The 22,088-nt window shown below is 56.7% G+C and carries 23 protein-coding genes; 12 read left to right on the forward strand and 11 right to left on the reverse strand.

Annotation, left to right across the window (positions count from 1 at the left end; translation table 11 throughout):
• Window positions 1–31: 31 nt before the first annotated feature.
• The 3 genes from ACMGEE_RS07685 to ACMGEE_RS07695 form a co-directional block, all read right to left on the reverse strand.
• The gene (locus tag ACMGEE_RS07685; protein ID WP_301252283.1) at window positions 32–484 is read right to left on the reverse strand and encodes a YaiI/YqxD family protein; all 453 of its coding nucleotides are present in this window, start codon (window positions 482–484) and stop codon (window positions 32–34) included.
• Window positions 485–564: 80 nt separating this feature from the next.
• Window positions 565–1,008 carry a DUF421 domain-containing protein gene (locus ACMGEE_RS07690; protein ID WP_253455113.1) on the reverse strand — a complete coding sequence of 148 codons (444 nt, stop codon included), beginning with the start codon at window positions 1,006–1,008 and terminating at the stop codon, window positions 565–567.
• Window positions 1,009–1,017: 9 nt separating this feature from the next.
• The gene (locus tag ACMGEE_RS07695) at window positions 1,018–1,536 is read right to left on the reverse strand and encodes a hypothetical protein (protein ID WP_436829859.1); all 519 of its coding nucleotides are present in this window, start codon (window positions 1,534–1,536) and stop codon (window positions 1,018–1,020) included.
• Between the two features lie 99 nt (window positions 1,537–1,635).
• Here ACMGEE_RS07695 and proC point away from each other — a divergent pair, with 99 nt between their 5' ends.
• On the forward strand, window positions 1,636–2,445 hold the full coding sequence (gene proC / locus ACMGEE_RS07700) for a pyrroline-5-carboxylate reductase (protein ID WP_369896343.1): 810 nt from the start codon (window positions 1,636–1,638) through the stop codon (window positions 2,443–2,445).
• A gap of 40 nt (window positions 2,446–2,485) precedes the next feature.
• On the opposite strand, the gene ACMGEE_RS07705 is transcribed toward proC, so the two are convergent.
• From ACMGEE_RS07705 to cspE, 4 genes are all read right to left on the reverse strand, one after another.
• Complete coding sequence (locus tag ACMGEE_RS07705; RefSeq protein WP_301252279.1) at window positions 2,486–4,015, reverse strand: FAD-dependent oxidoreductase; 1,530 nt, start codon at window positions 4,013–4,015, stop codon at window positions 2,486–2,488.
• 236 nt (window positions 4,016–4,251) lie between these two features.
• On the reverse strand, window positions 4,252–4,401 hold the full coding sequence (locus tag ACMGEE_RS07710) for a hypothetical protein (protein ID WP_301252278.1): 150 nt from the start codon (window positions 4,399–4,401) through the stop codon (window positions 4,252–4,254).
• Between the two features lie 171 nt (window positions 4,402–4,572).
• Window positions 4,573–5,775: a multidrug efflux MFS transporter gene (locus ACMGEE_RS07715; protein ID WP_301252277.1), complete on the reverse strand. Its 1,203-nt coding sequence runs from the start codon at window positions 5,773–5,775 to the stop codon at window positions 4,573–4,575.
• Between the two features lie 398 nt (window positions 5,776–6,173).
• On the reverse strand, window positions 6,174–6,386 hold the full coding sequence (cspE, locus tag ACMGEE_RS07720; RefSeq protein ID WP_125288360.1) for a transcription antiterminator/RNA stability regulator CspE: 213 nt from the start codon (window positions 6,384–6,386) through the stop codon (window positions 6,174–6,176).
• Window positions 6,387–6,890: 504 nt separating this feature from the next.
• On the opposite strand from cspE, the gene ACMGEE_RS07725 reads away from it, so the two are divergent.
• Both ACMGEE_RS07725 and ACMGEE_RS07730 read left to right on the forward strand, forming a co-directional pair.
• Complete coding sequence (locus tag ACMGEE_RS07725) at window positions 6,891–7,145, forward strand: biofilm development regulator YmgB/AriR family protein (RefSeq protein WP_301252276.1); 255 nt, start codon at window positions 6,891–6,893, stop codon at window positions 7,143–7,145.
• A gap of 368 nt (window positions 7,146–7,513) precedes the next feature.
• Window positions 7,514–8,020: a redoxin domain-containing protein gene (locus ACMGEE_RS07730; protein WP_301729907.1), complete on the forward strand. Its 507-nt coding sequence runs from the start codon at window positions 7,514–7,516 to the stop codon at window positions 8,018–8,020.
• Here ACMGEE_RS07730 and ACMGEE_RS07735 read toward each other — a convergent pair.
• Entirely contained in the window at window positions 8,017–8,313 is a 297-nt protein-coding gene (locus tag ACMGEE_RS07735; protein ID WP_253455121.1) for an I78 family peptidase inhibitor, read from the reverse strand. The two genes, ACMGEE_RS07730 and ACMGEE_RS07735, sit on opposite strands and share 4 nt — an antisense overlap.
• Before the next feature lie 273 nt (window positions 8,314–8,586).
• Complete coding sequence (locus ACMGEE_RS07740) at window positions 8,587–11,184, reverse strand: bifunctional diguanylate cyclase/phosphodiesterase (protein WP_436829860.1); 2,598 nt, start codon at window positions 11,182–11,184, stop codon at window positions 8,587–8,589.
• Window positions 11,185–11,406: 222 nt separating this feature from the next.
• Here ACMGEE_RS07740 and ACMGEE_RS07745 point away from each other — a divergent pair, with 222 nt between their 5' ends.
• The 7 genes from ACMGEE_RS07745 to ACMGEE_RS07775 all read left to right on the forward strand — a co-directional run bounded on the left by ACMGEE_RS07745 (window position 11,407) and on the right by ACMGEE_RS07775 (window position 18,890).
• Window positions 11,407–12,075, forward strand: coding sequence for a CPBP family intramembrane glutamic endopeptidase (locus ACMGEE_RS07745; RefSeq protein WP_301252273.1), 669 nt, complete (start codon window positions 11,407–11,409; stop codon window positions 12,073–12,075).
• Between the two features lie 133 nt (window positions 12,076–12,208).
• The gene (locus ACMGEE_RS07750) at window positions 12,209–13,774 is read left to right on the forward strand and encodes an ABC transporter substrate-binding protein (protein ID WP_253455124.1); all 1,566 of its coding nucleotides are present in this window, start codon (window positions 12,209–12,211) and stop codon (window positions 13,772–13,774) included.
• The gene (locus tag ACMGEE_RS07755) at window positions 13,774–14,826 is read left to right on the forward strand and encodes an ABC transporter permease (protein ID WP_253455125.1); all 1,053 of its coding nucleotides are present in this window, start codon (window positions 13,774–13,776) and stop codon (window positions 14,824–14,826) included. The genes ACMGEE_RS07750 and ACMGEE_RS07755 overlap by 1 nt, the downstream gene beginning before the upstream one ends.
• Window positions 14,823–15,683, forward strand: a complete 861-nt coding sequence (locus ACMGEE_RS07760; protein WP_253455126.1) for an ABC transporter permease — start codon at window positions 14,823–14,825, stop codon at window positions 15,681–15,683. Before ACMGEE_RS07755 ends, ACMGEE_RS07760 begins: the two co-directional genes overlap by 4 nt.
• Window positions 15,673–16,521, forward strand: coding sequence for an ABC transporter ATP-binding protein (locus tag ACMGEE_RS07765; protein WP_301252271.1), 849 nt, complete (start codon window positions 15,673–15,675; stop codon window positions 16,519–16,521). The genes ACMGEE_RS07760 and ACMGEE_RS07765 overlap by 11 nt, the downstream gene beginning before the upstream one ends.
• The gene (locus ACMGEE_RS07770; RefSeq protein ID WP_301252330.1) at window positions 16,514–17,176 is read left to right on the forward strand and encodes an ABC transporter ATP-binding protein; all 663 of its coding nucleotides are present in this window, start codon (window positions 16,514–16,516) and stop codon (window positions 17,174–17,176) included. The genes ACMGEE_RS07765 and ACMGEE_RS07770 overlap by 8 nt, the downstream gene beginning before the upstream one ends.
• A gap of 142 nt (window positions 17,177–17,318) precedes the next feature.
• Window positions 17,319–18,890 (forward strand): ABC transporter substrate-binding protein, encoded by a 1,572-nt coding sequence (locus ACMGEE_RS07775; RefSeq protein WP_436829861.1) that lies wholly within the window; start codon window positions 17,319–17,321, stop codon window positions 18,888–18,890.
• 34 nt (window positions 18,891–18,924) lie between these two features.
• On the opposite strand, the gene ACMGEE_RS07780 is transcribed toward ACMGEE_RS07775, so the two are convergent.
• Window positions 18,925–19,119, reverse strand: coding sequence for a hypothetical protein (locus ACMGEE_RS07780; RefSeq protein ID WP_125288348.1), 195 nt, complete (start codon window positions 19,117–19,119; stop codon window positions 18,925–18,927).
• 647 nt (window positions 19,120–19,766) lie between these two features.
• Here ACMGEE_RS07780 and ACMGEE_RS07785 point away from each other — a divergent pair.
• Window positions 19,767–20,006 carry a hypothetical protein gene (locus ACMGEE_RS07785; RefSeq protein ID WP_253455129.1) on the forward strand — a complete coding sequence of 80 codons (240 nt, stop codon included), beginning with the start codon at window positions 19,767–19,769 and terminating at the stop codon, window positions 20,004–20,006.
• Between the two features lie 264 nt (window positions 20,007–20,270).
• A complete protein-coding gene (locus tag ACMGEE_RS07790) occupies window positions 20,271–21,287 on the forward strand; it encodes an acyltransferase (RefSeq protein ID WP_367317864.1) in 1,017 nt (338 codons plus the stop codon).
• Window positions 21,288–21,438: 151 nt separating this feature from the next.
• On the opposite strand, the gene ACMGEE_RS07795 is transcribed toward ACMGEE_RS07790, so the two are convergent.
• Window positions 21,439–21,669, reverse strand: a complete 231-nt coding sequence (locus ACMGEE_RS07795; protein WP_125288345.1) for a hypothetical protein — start codon at window positions 21,667–21,669, stop codon at window positions 21,439–21,441.
• Window positions 21,670–22,088 lie beyond the last annotated feature (419 nt).

Genomic DNA, 22,088 nt, shown 5'->3' on the forward strand with positions numbered 1-22,088 from the left:
AAATGAAAGGCGGGGATTTCCCCGCCTTTTGCTATTTGCCGCGCTGCGCCTGTAGCCATTTATCCAGCTCGTTGGCGAACTGCTGACGGTCGCGCTGGTTCAGCGTCGCAGGGCCGCCGGTCTGCACGCCGCTCGCCCGCATCGTGTCCATAAAATCGCGCATGGTCAGCCGCTCTTTTATCGTCGCCTCGCTGTAGCGTTCGCCGCGCGGATTCAGCGCCACGGCCCCTTTTTCCATCACTTCCGCCGCCAGCGGAATATCTGCCGTGATCACCAGATCGCCGGGTTGCGCCCTTCGAACAATTTCATTATCCGCTACGTCAAAACCCGCCGGCACCCGCAGCGTGCGTAAGAAACGCGAGGGCGGCACGCTCAGCGACTGATTCGCCACCAGCGTCACCATTACCTGCTCGCGCTCCGCCGCACGATACAGCACTTCTTTAATTACCTTTGGACATGCATCGGCATCTACCCAGACTGGCATCGCCCTTTCCTTTATCAACACAACACTGCCTGCGATCTTGCCTGGCTTTTCAGGAATGGCAACCTGTTATTCACCGCATCTTAGCGCTGCGGGATAATACTGATCTTGCCGTTCTTCTCCAGAATAGCGAATTTGATCTGATCCAGCCGCTCCAGCCCCGCGGTGCTGCGGGCAGAATTCAGGATATCCTCTTCGGAAATGCCCGCTTTTCTGGCTCTTTCCGGCAGCAGACTGCCGTTTTCCACCAGGATTAGCGCCGTGCCGTCAATCAGCATATCCAGCCGGGGAAAACGCGCCTTCAACATGCCGAACAGGATGTCGACCACCACCAGGGTGATAATCGTCAGCGACGCGCCGGTGACCGAAAAATCGTTGCCCAGCAGCGCCTGCTGCGTCGCCTCGCTGATAATCAGCAGCAGGATCAAATCAAACGAGGTCATCTCCATCAGCGTGCGGCGTCCGGCGATTTTCAACACTACCAGCAGCAATAAATACATACTGGCAGCCCGCAAAACGGTTTCCATAATTGGCTCCTAAGGATAAATCCACTGGGTAAACTGCACGCTGGTTTTATTGTCCAGCGTCACGGTAACCGGATAGCGGCCAGGGTTCTGCGCCTGTAGGCCAATCCACACCGTCGCGCCGTCGCGATAGCGAGGAGAAGACCAGTGCAGTTCAAGAGCGTTGCCACGGCTGAACGCCTGCTGCGGCTGCGGCTGAAGCGACTGAATTTGAAAGTTGTCCATCTCCTCGCCGTTGAGCACCAGCCTGAAGTCACCGTCCTGCTGCGGCCTGATGCGGATAGTCATCGACATATCGCTCGCCAGCCGCCCGAAACGCTCGTACTCCACCTCCAGGGCGCCGTCCGCCGACTTCACCCGTTTGTTGCTCAGTATCCCTTTTGAGAAAAGCCCGCAGGCGCCCAGGATCACGATAGTAAACAGAAAAAGATAGCCAATACGCTGTATCCGCCATTCAATCCGCTGCAGGCGCATATGCTCCTGAACCGGATAGCGGCGGCTGTCCATTTCATCTTGTTTCTTTAGATTCATCTGCGGCTCCTGGTTGTCGCTTAAGCGTAGCCGAAGCTGAATTAAGCCGGGTAATGACGTAAGCTGAACGGAATGAAAAGACAAAAAAGAGGCAGAAGGATGACGAAAAAAATCGGTTTTATCGGCTGCGGTAATATGTCGAAAGCTATTATTGGCGGCCTGGTTGCCGCCGGCCAGGTGAAAGCGGAAGACATCTGGGTTTACGATCGCAAGCCCGAAACGAATCAGGCCATGCACGAGCAGTACGGCATTACGCCGGGCAGCAGCGCGGAAGAAGTCGCGAAACAGGCCGATATTTTATTCGGCGCGGTGAAGCCCAACGTTATCCTTAGCGTACTCAAGGAAATTTCCGGCTGCCTGAACAAAGATACCGTGGTGGTTTCCATCGCGGCTGGCGTCACGCTTGATTCGCTGGCGCAGGCGCTGGGGCACGATCGCAAACTGGTGCGCGTAATGCCCAATACGCCAGCGCTGGTCAATGAAGGCATGACCTCCGTGACGCCGAACGTGCTGGTGACCAAAGAAGAAGCGGATGAAATCGTGGCGATTTTTAACGGCTTCGGCAAGGCGGCGCTGGTGCCGGAATATCAAATCCACGCCGTGGTCGGCGTCAGCGGCTCTGCGCCGGCCTACGTTTTTATGTTTATCGAGGCGATGGCCGACGCGGCGGTGCTCGGCGGGATGCCAAGAGCGCAGGCCTATCAGTTTGCGGCGCAGGCGGTAAAAGGCTCCGCGCAGATGGTGCTGGAAACCGGCAAGCATCCCGGCGAGCTGAAAGATATGGTCTGCTCGCCAGGCGGCACCACCATCGAAGCGGTAAAAGTGCTGGAGGAGAAAGGATTCCGTGCGGCGGTCATGGAAGCGATGCAGCAGTGCATGAACAAGTCGGAACGGATGAGTAAAGATTGACCCACTTCAGCCCCTCATTACGGAGGGGCTGAATACGTATTCAGCCCAGCGCTTTTTGCGCCAGCGCCGCGCCTTCGGCCATGGTCATCGGCTGCTGCATCCGACGCACCAGATCGGCGGTAAAGGTATACAGCCCGCAGGAGGCGACCGCGGCCAGCTGACCTCTTTGCCCATAGAGCGCCACAAAGGTTTTTTCCTTCAGCGAACCGAACAGCCGGAAATCGTCCCACTCTTTGGCATGACCCAGATACTCGTAGCGCGTGCCGAACTGCGCCGTCCAGAAAAAGGGCACGCGATCGAACTTCTCGCCGCGACCCAGCATGTTCTTCGCCGCCACCCGGCCCTGCTGCTGTGCCACGCGCCAGTGTTCGATGCGCATGGGGCCGGAAGCGGCAGGCCAGGTGGCGATATCGCCCGCGCTCCAGACGTTGGTCGCGATTTCCAGCTCCTCGCTGGCCGTCAGGCTGCCGTCGTCGTTCAGCGGCAGATCGTGAATAAACCCGGTGCCGGGCGCGACGCCCGTTGCCAGCAGCACGGCAGTGGCGGGCACCACGCGACCGTTTTTAAGCTCGACGCCGCTGACGTGGCCTTTCTCGCCCTGCAGCGCGGCCACTTCGCCTTCGATAAACTCCACGCCGTTTTCTTCATGCAGCTCCCGAAAATAGCGCGCGATTTGCTCGCCGAACTGCTTTTTAAACGGCAGCGCATCGGGCGCGATAACCTGCACCTGCACTTTTTTGGCTCTTAGCGCAGAAGCCAGCTCCATGCTGATAAAACTGTTGCCGACGATCACCAGCTGACTGCTTTCATCCACCTCCTGCAACAGCGTCGCCGCCTGTTCAAGGCTGCGCAGCACGTGTACGCCGAACAGCGCCTTGCCGCTGAAATCGGGCCGCTGCGGGATCCCGCCGGTGGCAATCAGCAGCCGGTCATAATGCAGAGTGGAGCCATCGGCAAAGCGCAGCAGCTGCTCGCGGCTGTCCAGCTGCTCCACGTCGCCGTGCTTGCGTTCGGCATAGTGCCAGAAATCGTCATCCAGCAGAGGCGGCACCTCATCAATCGCCATCTTGCCGGACGGCACGAATTTGCTCAGCACGGTGCGATCGTAAGGTGCCTGCTGTTCGCGATCGACCAGCACCAGCCTTCCCTTAAAGCCTTCCCGACGCAGCGTCCAGGCCGCCGCCGCGCCTGCCGCGCCGGTGCCCAGGATCGCGAACACCGGCTCATCTTCTTCTTCTGCAAATTGATACAGCGGGGGAAGCGCTTCGGGATCCACCTGCACCATACCGTTCTCGACCCTGACCGGATAGCGTTGCAGATCGCTTAGCGCCAGCGGCTCGCACAGACTGCCGTCGCTGATGGCGAAATTGGCCTTATGCCAGGGACAAACCAGATAGCCGTCACGGATAGCGCCCTGCTCCAGCGGCGCGCCGGAATGCGGGCATTTGGCCTGGTAGGCCTTGATTTCATCGTCTTGCCGAATCAGCAGGATCTCCTGCTCCCCAATGGGCACCCTGACCGGTTTCAGCTGCGGTAAATCCTGCAGGACGATAGCGTTTTGATAGCTCACGACAGGCTCCTTTCTTGTTATGCTTTTGTATTATCAGACTTGATAAGCCTGGCATTAACAGGGAGATCGGCCATCTTAAAGCGAAGCATGGCGTGCGCAGGATTGGATAAGTTATTGTTATTTGTAGTAATTAAATTTTAAGCCGGATAGCGAACAAGCTATGCTGTTGGCGAGAGAGGGAAAGAAGCATACTGATAAAAAACGGGCCGGCGCATATCACGCCGACCCGTCATTTATTAGCGGCCCGGCCCCTGGGAGAAACCGCCGCGTGGGCCGCCGCCGCCCCAACCGCCGTGACCGCCACCGCCGCCCGGCGGCGGGAACAGACATCCGCTTAATGCTGTTACCAGCGCGACCACACTTACTGCCTTAATCAAACGACTCATTACTCTTTCCTCGTGGTAACAATGGCGCTGATAGTAAGCCTCGCCGCACGGGCCGACAATGCAGAAAACTCCTGTTAGCCCCTGTTTTTACCCGGCGTAACCACGCTTAACGCTTTCCTTGCGGGAAAGCGCGAAAAACCTTAAAAGGCTAAAGCCGCAAACGAGGCGTGATCAGGCCGCCGCAGCCGCTTTTCTGCGCCGCCAGACCAGCATCAGCTGCACGGTATTAATCAGCACCACGATCGCCGTGGCGGTAAAGACCCAGCGGAAACCGCCGATGGCGGAAACGCCTGAGCCAATCAGCGGCCCGACCACGTTACCCAGATACATAAACGACTGGTTATAGCCAAAAATCCGTCCGGTAATGCGGTCGCTGGAGTAGCGCAGCAGCAGCGTTTGCACCGCCGGCATCATGGCGCCTTCGGCAAACCCCAGCAGAAAACGCAGCGCACCGAGTTGTAAGGCGCTGCTTGCCCACGACATGGCGAGAAACAGCACTATCGTCAGCATTAACGCGGCAAATAAAATGCGCTGCGCGCCGATTCGGTCGCCCAGCTTGCCCAGTCGGGGCGCGGAAAAGAGCGCCGATACGCCGGGAATGGCCGCCACGACGCCGCTGATAAAGGCAATATTTTCTACGTTCGGCTCCAGCTGGCGCACAAACAGCGTAAGGATTGGACTAATTGAGCCGTTGCAAAGCTGGATAACCAGCGTGGTGATAAACAGGCTGATAATTAATCCGGGATGACTCAGCGAACGAAAAACCATGGCGCCGCTGAGCTTTTCTTCTTTGCTGATTTTGCGATGCCCGGTTTCCTTGATCAGAAACAGCGTAATCATAAAGCTGGTCAGCAGCAGGCAGGAGGTAATAAAAAATACGGCACGTAGCCCGACCCAGTCGGCCAGAAAGCCGCCCAGCAGTGGCCCCATAATCACGCCGCAGATTTGCGCGGTGGAAACCATGCTCAACGCCCAGCCGCTGCGCTCGCGCGGCACCTGCGAAGCGACCAGCGCCATGGCGTTGGGAATATAGCCGGAGGTCAGCCCCATCAACGCTCGTAACAGCAGCAGCTGCCAGACGTTGGTTACAAAAGCCTGTAAAAAAATGACTATTCCCATGCCCAGCGAAGCGCGCAGCAGCATCAGCTTACGCCCTTTACGATCGGCAAGGCTGCCCCACATTGGCGAGACAATGGCTGAAACCATAAAGGTAATGCTGAAGATTAACCCTGACCACAGCGTCAGCGCGCTGGGATCGGTGACGCCCAGCTGCTCCACGTAGAGCGGCAGAAAAGGAATAATCTGGCTGATAGCAAGGCCGGTAAACAGGCAGCCAAACCAGACCGAAATAAGGTTAACCTTCCAGGATTCCATGTTTTTTTATGCTCTGCAGGAGAATGCGAGCCATGAGTGTAACAACTCCCTGCCTGAACGCCAAAACGGTCAGACATCGTTACAGGCCATCGGCATGGTTCACAAGCGGTTGTTTTCACGGTGGGACGCTGCCCGCAAAGCGCGCTCGCCGGCGATAAATAGCAAAGCGGTAAGCCATCAATGAGCGGTGGTCAGAAGGTCAGAAGACCATAAAGGCGCCAGGCCACAACTGAAGACAAGCGATAGCTTCAGAAGGCGGATAACGGCTGGCGTGCAAAGCCAGAAACAGAAAACAGGCGGCAGAGGGTAATTCTTCTGACGCTAAACGCAAAAAACCCGCCTTATGGCGGGTTTTTGTTCTTCTGCCCGACGAGGTCGCAGCAGAAGTTTCTCTCGAATTACAGTGCAGTTACGTTAGCAGCTGCAGGGCCTTTCTGGCCGTTTTCGATAGAGAATTCAACTTTCTGACCTTCTTCCAGAGTTTTGAAACCCTGGTTCTGGATTGCAGAGAAGTGTACGAACACATCTTTGCTGCCGTCAGTTGGAGAGATAAAGCCGAAACCTTTCTCAGCGTTGAACCATTTTACTAAACCAGTCATTTTGTTAGACATTTGTCTTTCCTTCAATAAGTATAAAGCCGTTAAGGCACGAGGTTTGTCAACAGGGTAGACTTATGGGGCACTCAAGAAGGAAGTCAGGAAGAAGAGATATCTGAGATAACGCTTTAACTGAAAACTGCTTTACTAAAATTGCTCGCATACGTGTCTGTTTCAAAACCGACGGTGCATTTACTCATAACCAGCGCTGCGGCACAAGCGCTGATGACTAAAAAAAAGTAATTTAATGTCAATTCGCTGATTTTTATAAAGATAATTTTCATCTTTTTGCCGCATTCAGTTAAACCTTCACTCGCGACGCTTTTTGCTACGGCATAACGACAAAAAAATATTGCGGCGGCGGCTGGACATTCCGCTACGCCCATCCAGACTAATAAAAATCTCCACCTGGTTATTTTCCAGGCTAAATGGCAATTTATTCGGTTTGGTAAATTAGCCCGTTAAGCCTTTCCCGATCTCATTGCCGGGCTGTCGATGGCGCTTTGCAGGAGGTTTACCATGGTTCATCACGCTACCGGCGCAGGCCGGGAAATCACCGAGTATTTTAACAGCCCTGCTTTCAACGCGCCGAAAGAGAGCGAGCTGCTGGCGGCCATCATGACCGAACTGATGCGTAACGGCAGACCAACCACCAGCAAAGCGATTATCGCTACCGTTATTGCCAGGCTGGAAGGCGAGATAGATGAAACCCAACTGCAGGGCTATCGCAACTTGCTGACCCAGCTACTGGAAGAAAAACGCCCTGAACGGTAACGCCTCTGAAGCGGGAGCAGTGCGCTTACCTTATGCCTTATTTTTTTACTGATAACGCCGTGATAATGCTCGCCCAAAAAAAACCCGCACGGGGCGGGAAGCAAACGGGCATACCTGTCTGTGGCGAGATCAAAATGTCACCTTTATTAATAGCGTAAAGTACAGCGCGCCTGTTGCAGGTGTATGACAATCAGATAACCTTTCGTATCGTGAAAGAGACTGACATTTCAAATGATAAAGTGAACGGACTTCTCTTTATCAGCAACGGTCGGATCCGTTGCTCCTACTCAGGTAAAAGGACATGCTTACAGGCTTTACAACGGCGTATTACGCTCATCTGCCCCGGACGCGCAGGGTGGGACAGGCTCATGGCTAATATCAGACAGGGCTTGCGGACGATTTTTTCATTATTGCTGGCGATTGCTGTGGTGTTATGGCTGATGGACTGGCTGCGCGCACCGAAACCGCCAGAAGATTTTGCCCAACAGATTTTCCATACTATTGATGGCCGGACGATTACTATCGCCGAGCTGAGCGCAAAAAAACCGCTGCTGATTTACTTCTGGAGTGGCAACTGTAGCGTTTGTCGTTATACCACCCGCGATATCACTAACCTGAGCAACAGCGGCTATAACGTGCTGGCCATTGTGCACCATGCCGGCAACGATATTCAGATCGTCCGTCTGCTGAACGGTAAACATCTTACCCTGCCGGTCATTAACGATCCCACCGGCGCTATAGCCGCACGCTGGCAGACAGACGTGATGCCAACGCTGTTAATCGTGAAGAAAAGCAAGGTGGTGCAAAGCACCACCGGCTGGACCAGCGCCACGGGCATTCGGCTGCGCCACTGGTGGGTGAATAAGTGGTATTAGCCGCAGTAGACGCGGGTGATAGTATTCTGGCTGTCGCCCATAAAATTCAACCGGTTAAGATTAAAATCCATGGTAACCGCTGAGTTCCACGGCACCGCACGAGCCGGGTGCTCAAAGCGGAGCCCGTCAATGGCGGAAAGCGGTTTGCCAACGTACTGCTGGTAGTCGGAAGCGCCGCAGCGATCCAGTTCTGGATCCGTCGGGCCGGACGCCGCACCTTTGTGTGCGCCCGACTGACAACCCGCCAGCAGAATCGCCGCCGCAAAAGCGGCCAGTGTTTTCTTACCGATCATGATTTCTCTCCTCAGCTTGCTTTTTTTGTCGTCGCAAGGGTAGCAGATAAGCGCCAGGGTGCAAAAACGCGGTCTTTTCGCGCAGCGATTCCAGCGGAAAATGGCACGGATTGCTTTTATTTTAATCAGGAAAATCCGCTATAATTTAGGAATTATCTCAACAAAGGAGCAACTCATGGATCTGATAGTGTTCATGCTGATTGCGGCCATGATGACGCTGGTCGCGGTGAAAGTCCGTTAATCAACAGCCCGCTTTTAGCGGGCTGTTGTTATTCAACTGCGAACGATATCGCAAGGCGCGTCCAGCAGCTGCCTGAAGCGATCCAGCGGCATCGGTCGGCCCAGATAGTAGCCCTGCCCTTCCTGACAGGCGATAGCCTGAAGCTCCTGCAACTGCTCCTGCGTTTCAATCCCTTCCGCCGTTACCGTCAGCGAGAAAGCTTTCCCCAGCCCGATAATGCCTTCAACAATCGACAGCGCCTGTGGAGAGTGCGGGAAATCGCTCATATAGGATCGATCCATCTTCATGCCGTCAAACGGGAACATTTTCAGATAGCCCAACGAAGCATGGCCCGCGCCAAAATCATCCACCGTCAGCTTTACGCCCAGCGCTTTGAGCGACTGCATCACTTCCAGCGCGCTTTGCGGATTTTCGAGCGTAATGTTTTCGGTAATCTCCAGTTCAAGCCGGTGCGCTTCCAGGCCGCTGGTGGCCAACGCGCTGGCTACGCGCTGCGCCAGATTGCCGCTACGAAACTCCACCGGCGAGATATTCACCGAAACGTACATCGGCTCCGGCCAGCCCAGCGCGTCGTGGCAGGCCCGATGCAGCACCCAGTCGCTGATATCAATAATCAGCCCGGTCTCTTCCGCCAGCGAAATAAATTTATCCGGCATAATCAGGCCGTGGCTCGGATGCTCCCAGCGGATCAGCGCTTCCGCGCCGTCCAGCCGCGTGTTTCTCAGACAATAGCGCGGCTGGTAAAAGAGCTTTAGTTCGTTTCCGGCGATAGCCTTACGCAAATTGCGCTCCATCTCGCGACGCAGCACCAGCTGTTCGGCCATTTCCGCGCTGTACCACGTCCAGCGATTTCGCCCTTCCCGCTTCGACTTATAAAGCGCAATATCCGCCAGCCGCAGCAGTTCGTCGGCCTGCATCGCATCGTCAGGCGCCAGCGCAATCCCCATGCTCGCGCCGATAAAAATTTCCTGCTGACCCAGCTGGAAAGGTCGGCAAACCTCGTCCAGCAGCGCCTGGCAGCAAGCGTCAATCTCATGTTCGCCGTTCAGATCGGAAACGATAATAATAAATTCGTCGCCGCCCTGCCGCGACACCAGATCGCCGGCTTTGAGCACGCTGCGCAACCGGTGCGAGACCTCATTCAGCACGCTGTCGCCCGCCGCGTGGCCCCATGTATCATTGATCGGCTTAAAATGATCGAGATCGAGACTGATCAACACCAGCGTTTTTTCCGCCGTGGGCTGCGCCTGTAGCCTGCTCAGCAAAAACTCGCTCATATAGAGCCGGTTTGGCAGCCCGGTCAGCGCGTCGTGCTGCGACAGATAGTGAATGCGCGCCTGAGACTCGATTTCCTGAGTAATATCGGAAACCGTGCCGCGATAGCCGCTAATCTGTCCGCCCGTTTCTACGGCGTTAGCCACCAGGCTACAGATGCGCTTTTCGCCGCTGGCCGATACCGAATAGCAGCGCAGGGTATGGCGATGCCCTTCCTGCCGATGCTGAAACAGCCATTCGGAAACCGGCTGCGTATCGTGCTGCAGGATCGCGTCGATCGATTTATCCAGCAGCTTTTCCACCGCAAAGCCCGTGGCGACGGTAAAGCGCCGGGAAAGGTAGGTCAGCACGCCTTCGGCGTTGGTTTCCCAAATCCAGTCAGACGCGGTTTCGGCCACGTCGCGAAAGCGAGCCTCGCTAACGGCCAGCTCGTGCTGACTGTGGATCAGCTGCAAAAAACGCTCGTCGCAAAGCCTGGCGTTGTACATGGCGTGCCTGATAACGCGTCGCGTCACCAACGCCAGCATCACCGCTGCCAGCAGCAGCACAGGTAACAGCAGCAGCAGCAGCGCCCGTCCCGGCTGCTGCGAATCCCAGCGGATCACCACCGGCATCCCGTCGAATACCGCCTCCAGCAAAAAGGGCTCGGTAGCGGTATCCTGCGCGTTGCCCGGCACACGAGCATTCATCACGCCGACCGTACGGCCGAACTGCGCCAGCTTTTCCGGCGTGTAGCGGCTGACGAACACCATGACCGAAGGCGGCCCTGAGCGGGCTTTCAGCCCCGGCACTTTTCCTGTGGTGATCGGCGCAGCGGCTACGATAGCCGGCGTCGAACCGATAAGCGTATTCAGCGAGGTCGCGCCCTCCTCCTTTGCCAGCAGACGTGCCCTGGCGATAAGCGGCGCGGTCTGAATACCCAGCCAGCTTTCCAGCTGGAGATCGTCCAGCTGGCCGTTAACCACTGAATAGGTGGTGCGCCCTTCGCCGTCGACCACAAAGACGCCGTCATAATGGAATTCGCTGTATAAACCCGGCCCCAGGTTTTGCTGCTCAAATGCCCAGACCTTATCCATCGTCAGATGTAAATGGTTCCAGGCTTCACCCCAAAAGGCGTAATCGCGGATATTGGTCATCAACTCCTGACGAGCGTCCTGCCAGGCGTTATGCAGTAAAAAACTTTCCTGTTTAACGGCCTCTTCGTTCTGACGCCAGGCGATACCGACCACCATAAGCATGGCGAGCAGCGTCACGCCGCTCATCAACAGAATAAGCGATACGGCTATTCGTCGGGTAAAGAAGGTGGATTTCTGGCCGTAAGGCACCTGGTGGCTAAGCATGGGGGGAAAATTCATCTACTCCGAACCTTATCCTGCGGGCTGACAAACAACTCCCGTTTGCCCGCCCTGAATGCTATCTGAAAATCGCAGGTCCTTTTTCCCTTCCAGACGCGATCGTTAATGCACTATCGGCCTGGAGGCTGAACAATTTAGATGCAGCGCGCACTAATTCTGCCGCCTCGACACTCCCCTTCGCCCTTGCTACCATCGGCTGATACGCTTCCCACGCCCATGCTAATGAATAAAGAAACGGATAAAGCGACTGAGGCCCTGCTCTGTACGGGGATTTGCCTGATCTGGTACGGCATTACGCTGCTGATCGGCACGCCGCTGCTTCATCCTTTTTTAACGGAAAACGGCATTTTGATGCCGGCGCTCTGTCTGCTGGAATTTGTGGTGCTGGTGCCGCTCTGGCGCTGGTATAACCGCCATTATTCGGGCGTGCCGTCAGGCGTGCTGCGGCTCCGCCCGCTGCTCCTGTTCGGCCTGCTGCTGCTTGCCCTGATTTTTTCCCAGTCTTTTTATTTACAGCCGGAAAGCTGGACCGCCACGCAGCTAAACGGCGACGAACAGATCGAAGCCTGGCGCACGCTGGCCTTTTCGCTGGCGGTGGTGATACTGGCGCCCGTGGCTGAAGAGATTGTTTTCCGGGGCTTTTTGCTGCAGGCGCTGTTAACGATGGTGCCGGGACAGCGGCTGGCCTGTGCGCTACTCACTTCACTGATCTTTGCCGGACTCCACACCCAGTATGTTCATCTGCAAACGCTCCTGGCGCTAACGGCGCTTTCCCTGCTGCTCTGCCTGGCCCGTTTTTATTCGGGCGGCCTGAAGCTGCCCGTCGCGCTGCATATGCTGAATAACTTTATCGGCGTTGCGCCCTGGCTATGGGCTACCTTCCTGCGGTAGCAATGGTTAGTGTTTATAACCAATAGGTTTTGCTTATAACCAATTCGCATATCGATAGCCGATAATCTACTATTTATCCGATATGCAGGTAATCTACACTCGCCAACAAATTAAAACAGGGTAAGGAAACGTCATGAAACTTCTGCTTCCCGCCATTGCCGTCGCGCTGGCAGGTTCTTTTGCGGCACAGGCCGCTACGCCGCCGGATACGCTGGTTATCGCGCAGTCTATTGATGACGCCAACAGCTTCGATCCCGCGCAGGGCTTTGAGCTGACCTCGGTACAGGCGTTTACCAATCTCTATCAGCGTCTGGTACAGCCGGATCCGCAAAATCCTGTCGACCTGCAGCCAACGCTGGCCAGCGCCTGGCAGCCGGGCAGCGATAACCGCAGCCTGACTTTCACCCTACGCGACGGCGCGAAATTCTCTTCCGGCAACCCGCTGCGCCCGGAAGATGTGATCTTCTCTCTGGGACGCGTGGTCAAGCTTAACCTCGATCCCTCTTTTATCCTGACCCAGCTGGGCTGGACCAAAGAGAACGTGGACTCGCATCTGAAAAAGATCGACGACAGCCACGTGCAGATTAGCTGGACGGCTGACGTCAGCCCGACCTACGTGCTGAGCCTGCTCGCCGCGCCGGTTTCCTCCATCGTGGATGAAAAAGTGGCGATGGCTAACGCGCAAAAAAATGATTTCGGCAACAGCTGGCTGATCGCGCACTCGGCGGGCAGCGGCCCTTATCAGATCCGCAAATATATTCCGCATGAGGTGCTGCTGCTTTCCGCTAACGCTTCTTCGCCAGCGGGCGCGCCAAAGCTGAAAAACGTGCTGATTAAAAACGTGCCGGAACCGGCTGCCCGTCGCCTGCTGCTGGAACAGGGCGATGCGGATATCGCCCGCAACCTGGGCGCCGATCAGATGGCGTCGCTCAAGGGCAAAACGGACGTGAAGCCGATGGCGGTGCCGATGGCCTCGCTGTATTACATGCAGTTTAATATCGACGCCAGCCCGGCGCTGAAAAACCCGGCGTTTTGGGAAGCGTCCCGCTACCTGTTCGATTACAAGGGCATCGCGGACGATCTGCTGAAAGGCCAGTTCCAGGTGCATCAGTCGTTTCTGCCGCAGGGCTTCCTGGGCGCGCTGAACGACAATCCTTACACTTTCGATCCGGAAAAAGCTAAGGCGATCCTGGCGAAAGCGGGACTGAAAGACGTCAGCTTCAGGCTGAGCGTCAGCAACCAGCCGCCTTACCTGGATATCGCTCAGGCGTTGCAGGCCAGCTTCGCGCGCGGCGGCGTCAAGGTTCAGCTGATCCCTGGTATCAGCACCGAAGTGGCAACAGCCGTCAAAGCCCATCAGTATGAGGCCACGCTGAACGCCTGGGGAGCGGACTATTTCGATCCTAACACCAACGCTTCCGCCTTTGCCTACAACCCGGAAGACGGCAGCAAAACCCTGGCCTGGCGCTCTAACTGGCATATCCCGGAGCTGAATAAACAGACGCTGGCGGCCACGGCGGAAAGCGATAAGGAAAAGCGCATCAAACTGTATGAAAACATGCAGCGCGAAGTGCAGAAAAACTCGCCTTACGTAATCGGCTTACAGGCTCGCAACCTGATTGCGCTGCGCGCCAATCTTAAAGGCTACGTGCAGGGCATCAACCCGGATATGGTCTACTACAGCCAGGTCAGTAAGTAATGGCGCGTTTTACCGCTGAAGCCGGGTCCGCCCGGCTGTTCTGGCTGCGCGGCGGCCGCCTGGCGACCGGTCTGGTCTCGCTGGCGGTAACGCTGCTCGGCCTGCTCGCCTTCACCTTTACGCTTTCGCATCTGTCGCCGGTCGATCCTGTTTTGCAGATTGCCGGCGATCACGCCAGCGAATCAACCTATGCGCAGGTAAGAAGCGAGCTGGGTCTGGATCAGCCGCTGCTGATGCAGTTCTGGCACTATCTGACGCATCTGGCGCACGGCGATTTAGGGATTTCACGCCTGACCAATTCGCCCGTCGCCAGCGATCTGCTGCGCACCTTTCCGGCCACCATTGAGCTGGCCACCTGCTCGATGATTTTCGGTGCCTTTTTCGGCATCGTGCTGGCGCTGGTTGCCGCATGGAAACCGGGCAGCCTGGTGGATAACCTGGCGCGTCTGGTTTCGCTGCTGGGCTATTCCGTTCCGGTGTTCTGGCTGGGCCTGCTCGGCCTGCTGCTGTTTTACGCCGTGCTGCACTGGTCGGCCGGGCCGGGTCGCCTGGACGATATCTGGATCTATACGCTGGAGCCTAAAACCGGCCTGGTGCTGATCGACAGCTGGCTTTCCGGCGATCCCGAAATGTTCCGCAACGCGGTTGCCCATCTGTGGCTGCCGGTAGTGGTGCTGGGCCTGCTGGCGATGGCGGGCATTACCCGTCTGCTGCGCGCGGCGCTGCTGGAAGAGAGCAGCAAAGAGTACGTAACGCTGGCGCGGGCAAAAGGCGCCAGCCGGGGCCGCATTCTGTTGCTGCACGTTTTTCCTAACGTGCGCGGCACCCTTATCACCGTGCTGGCGCTTTCTTACGCCACGCTGCTGGAAGGATCGGTGCTGACCGAAACCGTCTTTGCCTGGCCCGGCGTGGGCCGCTATATGACTACCGCCCTGTTTGCGTCCGATACGCCAGCCATCCTCGGCTCTACGCTGCTGATCGGCGGCTGCTTTATTCTGCTGAACGCGCTGGCGGATGCGTTAACTTATCTCACCGATCCGAGAACCCGATGACGCAAAATCTTACCGATCTTGAACTCGCCGCCCCGCGCCGACGCCGTCGACCACGCGTCACGTCGCTGGCTATCGGCGGCACGCTGGTGGCTATCCTGCTGCTGGCCGCGCTGTTTGCGCCGCTATTAGCGCCTTTCGACCCCAACGCGCAGATTATCTCGGCGCGCCTGCTGCCGCCGTCTTCCGCGCACTGGCTGGGCACCGACGGCTTTGGCCGCGATCTGCTTTCCCGCGTGATTTACGGCTCTCGCCCTACGCTGCTGCTGGTATCGCTGATCCTGCTGCTGACTATCCCGGTCGGGATGCTGGTCGGCATCTGCGCGGGCTATCTTGGCGGCTGGACGGAGCGCGTGCTGATGCGCATTACCGATATTTTCCTGTCGCTGCCGAACCTGGTGATCGCGCTGGCGCTGGTGGCAATGCTTGGCCCTGGCCTGCTGAACGGCGCGCTGGCGCTGGCGTTAACCAGCTGGCCGCCTTTCGCTCGTCAGGCGCGCGCCGAAACGCTGGCGCTGCGCCGCAGCGACTATCTGGCCGCCGCCAGAATGCAGGGCATCAACGGCCTGCGCCTGATGTTCGGCCATATTCTGCCGCTCTGCCTGCCCAGCGCCGTGGTGCGCGCCGCGCTGAGCCTGGGCGGCATTATCCTTTCCGCCGCCGGCCTCGGTTTTTTGGGCATGGGCGTGCAGCCGCCGACGGCGGAATGGGGATCGATGGTCGCCGAAGGCAGCAAGGTCATCTTTGACCAGTGGTGGGTAGCCGCCGCGCCGGGCGGCGCGATCCTGTTCGCCAGCCTGGCCTTTAACCTGACGGGCGATGGCCTGCGTGACCGACTGGATACCCGAAATGCCAACTGACTCTACGCCGCTGGTTGTGGCGGACAACCTGACGATAAGCAGCGCCGCCGGTGTGGCGCTGGTCAAAAACATCAGCTTTACGCTGGGCCGCGAGCGCGTGGCGCTGGTGGGCGAATCCGGCTCCGGCAAGTCGCTGACCGCGCGCAGCCTGATGGGCCTGCTCTCCCCCGCCCTGCATTTACAGGCTTCCACCCTTAGCGTGGCGGGCGAAAATGCGCTGACGCTGAGCGAAAGCCGCTGGAGCCAGCTGCGCGGCAGCAGGCTGGCGATGGTGATGCAGGATCCGAAATATGCCCTGAATCCGATGCGCACTATTGGCTGGCAGGTGGCGGAGCCGCTGAAGCTGCACGCCCGCCTCAGCCGCGCCGAAATCAAAGAAAAAGTCTGCGAGATGCTGGATGCGGTAGGCCTGCCGCAGCCCGCGCAGCTGATGCAGCGTTATCCTCATCAGCTTTCCGGCGGCATGGGCCAGCGCGTGATGCTGGCGATTGCGCTGATTGCCGACCCACAGTTTCTGATTGCCGACGAGCCGACTTCCGCGCTGGATCACGCCATGCGCGATCAGGTGCTGGCGTTAATCCGCCGTCTGGTGGAACAACGGAATATGGGCCTGCTGCTGATCAGCCACGATTTACAGCAGGTTTCCGAACACTGCGAGCGCGTGATGGTGATGTACCAGGGCAATATTCTGGATACCCTGCCCGCCGCTAATCTGCCGCAGGCCACGCATCCCTATACCCGCACCCTGTGGTCGTGTCGCCCGAGTAAAGCCACGCAGGGCAAACCGCTGCCGACGCTGGATCGCGCCGCGCTGGAGGCTTACCGTGAGCATGATTGATTTACAGAACCTCAGCGTCGCGCACCGCCAGGGCTATGAACAGCGCACCGTGGTGCATGACGTGTCGCTTCAGGTTGCGGCGGGCGAATGCTTCGGCCTGGTCGGGCCTTCCGGCTGCGGCAAATCGTCGCTGCTGTGGGTCATGGCCGGTCTGAACCCAAACTGGCAGGGCACGATGACGCTGGCCGGCCATCAGGCGACGTCCGGCAAACCCTTTACCGGGCAGCTGCGTCGGGACGTGCAGATGGTGTTTCAGGATCCCTATGCTTCGCTGCATCCGCGCCATCGTCTGAAGCGCACGCTGGCGGAGCCGCTGAAGCTGCTGAAGGTGCGCGATATCGATGACCGTATCGAGCAGGGATTCCGCCATGTCGGGCTGGATCCGGCGCTGGCCGATCGCTATCCGCATCAGCTTTCCGGCGGCCAGCGCCAGCGCGTCGCTATCGTGCGCGCGCTGCTGCTGGAGCCGAAAATTCTGCTGCTGGACGAGCCGACCTCCGCGCTGGATATGTCGGTGCAGGCCGAAATCCTCAACCTGCTGAACAAGCTGAAGCAGCAGGATAACCTGACGATGGTGCTGGTCAGCCACGATCCGGACGTGATCGACCATATGTGCGACCGCGCGGTGAGAATGGAGCGCGGCTACATTAAATAACGGGCGATGGCTGAACGCGGTGTTCAGCCATAAGCGCTTGATCTGGCTAATCTCTTAAACTGCTAACCCTTGCCGGAATTCGCATTTCCCCGCCGCTTTTTTCCTCCTATAGTCCTGATATCTCTCTCTTCAGGATATGCCGATGCGCAAGATTGCCTCCGTTCTTTTTGCCAGCCTGTTCGCCGCGCAGGCTTACGCCGCTACGCCCGCCGACACGTTAATCGTAGCCATTCCGCTGGACGGCATTATCAGCTTCGATCCGGCGGAAAGCTTTGAAACCGTCAGCAGCAGCAGCTTGATCAACCTTTATCAGAAGCTGGTCGATGCCGATCGCAACGATCCCACTAAACTGGCGCCGCAGCTGGCGACATCCTGGCAGCCGGGCGGCAGCGAACACAGCCTGATCTTTACCCTGAAGCCGGGCGCGACCTTCGCCAGCGGCAATCCGGTCACCGCCGACGATGTTATCTGGTCGCTGAGCCGCGTGGTCAAGCTGAATAAGACGCCTTCGTTTATCCTGGCCGAGTTCGGCTGGACGCCGGAAAATATAGACCAGCAGCTGATCCGCCGCAGTGACAATCAGGTGGAAATCCGCTGGCCTGCCGCTATCGGCCGCGATCTGGCGCTGCGTCTGCTGACCGCGCCTGTGGCTTCCATCGTTGACCGCAGGCTGGCTATACAGCACGCCAGCGGCAACGATTACGGCAACGGCTGGCTGCGTACCCACTCCGCCGGCAGCGGCGCCTACGGCATTCGCAACTTCGTGCCGCAGCAGGCGCTGGTGCTGGAGGAGAACACGCACGCTGTCCCGGCGCCGAAGCTGAAAAGAGTGATCCTGAAGGGCGTGGCCGATGCCGGCTCGCGTCGTCTGCTGCTGCAACAGGGCGATGCCGATGTCGCCTATGATTTAGGGGCCGATCAGTTTGCGGCGCTGAAAAATCAGCCGGGCGTCACCGTTGCCAGCTTCCCTTCCAGCCTTGTCTACTATCTGGGTTTCAATACCCAGGATAAGCAGCAGCCCGCCCTGGGCAATCCGGCGCTGTGGCAGGCAGCGCGCTGGCTGGTGGATTATCAGGCTATTTCGCAGCAGCTGCTGAAAGGGCAATATCAGGTGCATCAGAGCTTTCTGCCGCAGGGTTTCGACGGCGCGCTGGAAAACCAGCCCTTTCATTACGATCTGGCGAAGGCTAAAGCAATTTTATCTCAGGGCGGCATCAAGCCCGGTACCCGCTTTTCATTGACCATCGTTAACCAGCCGCCTTACACCGACGTGGCGCAGGCGCTACAGGCCAGCTTTGCCAAAGCGGATATTGAGCTGGCCATTCAGCCGGTGGCGGAAGCCGAGCTGTGGGGGAAAATGCGCGGGCGGGATTTTCAGTCGATCTTTATTTACTGGGGCGCGGACTATATCGATCCCAACACCAACGCCAGCGCCTTTGCCTATAACGTGCCGGGCGGGCCGAAAACCCTGGCATGGCGACTGGGCTGGGCCATTCCGCAGCTGAGCCAGGAGACGCGGGCCGCAGCGGCCGAGAGCGACGCCCGGAAGCGCAGCGCGCTTTATCAGCAGCTGCAAACGCAGATCCAGCAGGATTCGCCTTACGTAGTGACGCTGCAGGGGCAGAAGCTGGTTGGCTTACGCAGCAACGTACAGGGGGCTCGCCAGAGCATTGGCGTGAGTATGCTGTACTACGACGCGGTAAGTAAGATTTAGGCGCGAAGCGGGCGGTTTACCGCCCGCCGGGATATCAGGAGATAGCGGAGTCGGCAGAGTGCTTGTGCTTGTCGGACTCAAAATGCGTTTTGAACTGCTCGTAAATAGAGATCATGTTCGACGCATCGCCCTGTAACGGGCTGAGTTTACCGGCGCGAACCAGTTCAATAACCAGCTGGAGCGCGGCCTGTTTAGGGCTGCTTGAAGGATGAGCAATTTCTGATGACATAGCGGCTTCCATGAAAAAAGAGTAAAGAGTAATTTTAACAACTTTCGCCCTTTTCGGCAGAATATTTTCTCTGTTTCCAGTGCCGTATCGGCTTTCGGCTGTTGCTACTTGTCACGCGTTGCCGCCAGCTTTCGATCCCGATCGATCGCGATCCTGTCTCGCACGATCCCTCAGATAGCACGTTTATTGCCACTGCATAACTATGCATTAACGAAAAGTTGTACAGGATTAAATAAAACTTGTACAAGGCGTTAAAAAAGTCTACATTCCCGTGCGTAACGTATTATGCATTTGCATAGCCTCAGGAAGTGCAGTAGGGTTTCCCACTTCCCGAGGCAATTTTTTCCCTCTAAGCCAAATTTCCTCTCTTCTAATCCTTTTTCATATTACGCTGGCCCTGAAAAGAAAATAATTTGCTTTCCTGCTTATCAAAACCTGTTGATATTTAATGAACTTCCCTTGCAAAACCGGCAAAAGTTTTGATTCCAGCTATATTAAGAGTTTTCCAGCTGATTTGACCAGGCTTCGTCCGATATTATGCGTGAAAGCTTGCAGGTCGCCGTGTCGGGACGCTACCGTCATAGCTTATCACTGGCAGTGCCTCGCAAAAGCAGAGCCGGGCCTCTTCTCTTAACTTCTGGCTGTTTATGATGAATGGATCGAACACTTTTCTTACTCTGGCCGTGCCAGCGCTTTTTACCGTGCTGCTGCCGCTGAACGCGCCGGCGCAGCAGGTCACGCTGACGCTCTCTCAGGAGCAGGATGGCGGATCCGCAGGACGTGCCTGCATGTATATCCACCAGGGCCAGGCCGAATATCGCCTCGTCAAGCCTGACCAGCTTTGCCCCGGCACGCTGACTATTGAGGCGGCGACGCACCACATCTGAGCGGCTTTGCCCTGGTACGCTAACGGCAAGGCGGCCAGGCACTACGCCCGATCGGCTTCGCGCTGATACGCTAACGGCGAGGCGGTCACGCACTTCGCCCTATCGGCTTCGTCCTGGTACGCTAACGGCGAGGCGGCCAGGCGCCAGACCTGAACGCTTTTTTCCTGTCCGGAGATACGTCTGTACGACGGAGTATGTTACCTTTAGCCGAATGGCTATAATCTGACTGCTCGCGTCTGATTACGCTTCCTGACAAGGAGTTAAGTGTTGAAAAAAATGAATATTAAGCTGCTGACGCTGGTGGCCACCTATCTGGTTGTTCTGCTACATACGGCGGCCGTTCCTTTCAGCTATTTCCATCTGGCCTGGTCAGTGTCCGTGATGTATGAAGCGCTCGGGCGCATCGCTTTTCCCCTCTTCTTACTGATTGCCGGCTACGTTTCTCTTAATAAAAATGAGTCGCTGCTCAGTACGTTAAAAACGCGCGTGCTGGATCTGGTAATCCCGCTGGTTGTCTGGTCCGTTATTTATATTATTTATAATAAACAAGTTAACGCGGATACTTCACCGGTCAGCCTGCTGGAGCTGCTGAGCACGCCCGCCTATCCGCATATGTGGTTTATCTATACGATGATCCTGCTTTATCTGGTGACGCCGTTGCTGAATACATTTATTCAAAATGGTAGCCAGCAGCGCGTTAATTACACCGTTACTGTCTGGTTTGTGCTGGCTTCGGTTTATATGCTGTTTGATAACGTTAAGGCTAACCTGCTGGAAGGCCACGCCATTCCGGCGCCCAGCAATATTGATATGGTGGTGTATCTGTCCGGTTTTTATATTATCGGCGGCGTGGCGAGGCGTTTTGATATCAATCCCAAGGTCGTGATTTCAGGCATTATCTTTATTCTGTCTGCGGTGTTAACGTCGGTAATGACCTATTCGCTTTCAATCAGCACTTTTGCGCCTAACGCCATTTTTCTGTTTTACTCCGCGCCGACGCTGGTGGTGGTTTCACTGGCCTGCTTCTTTATGCTGCTGAATGCGCCCTTCCACTATAGCAAGCGCGCCATACGGCTTATCCACGGGCTATCGCGGCTGAGCCTGGGGATCTTCTTTGTGCACCTGATGGTGCTGGAGTCGCTGCTGCATCTGTTGCATATCGAATTTGAAGGCTATTCATCCGCGCTGACCATTCCGGCCGTCGCGCTGGCCTGCTTCGCTATTTCCGCCGCTATTACCTGGCTGCTACGGCAGATCCCCTGGGTACGTCGTATTACCTGATGTTCCGACGGCTCCCTCGCGTACGTCGCACTGGCTGATGATGCGATACATCCCCTGGATACGTTGCCTTACCTGATTAGCTGAAGCAGTAAGAACGGTCGCCTCGGAAAGCGGCCGTTCTTCCGGCAAACTACCGGTGCGCCACGTACCGTCAGTAACTGGCTGCGGCAAATCTGTGTGGCTGATTGATTGCTCTACGCGCAATCCAGTAGAGTAAAATTCGCTCTTCATCGCTGTCCTGATCCGCCATCGCCAACAGCTTAAGTGCCAGCGTGGCCTTATTAACAGGCTGACCTGTTATGCTCAGGTCAACCACAGCTTTACCAATAATGGTGCACACTTCTTCATCGCTTGAAGCCAGTAGATCGTGATCTGTACTCATCGTCTCCTCCTGTTGCCGGTAAATTTTAAGTCTGGCAGAAGCTGGGGAGATTGCCATCTCTCAGTCTTTTAAACTGGTTATCGCTCTGCCGCCGCTATTTTTCTCTTTTTCCAATGAAATCAGCCACTGGGAGCCTCTTCGTCATCTTTTAGTCATACTTACTAACGAGAAATAATATCGGCACACAACTTTTCGGGCCGAAATTTACCTTAAGTCGTAACAGCGATTAACTACGAAGATATTATGCCGCCGTTTATTCTTAAATTTGCGCCAAAACCCTGGTATTAAGCGGATCTTATTTATGACCAAATCCGATCGTTTTCTCGCCGCCCGGTGCATTAAGATTATTCTGTATTTTTACCTTTTCGCCCCTCTCTGCCTGCTGCCTGCCGGATTTAGCGCTTTCTGCGCCAGCCTTT

Source organism: Erwinia artemisiae (assembly GCF_051400835.1).
GTDB lineage: Bacteria > Pseudomonadota > Gammaproteobacteria > Enterobacterales > Enterobacteriaceae > Erwinia > Erwinia aeris.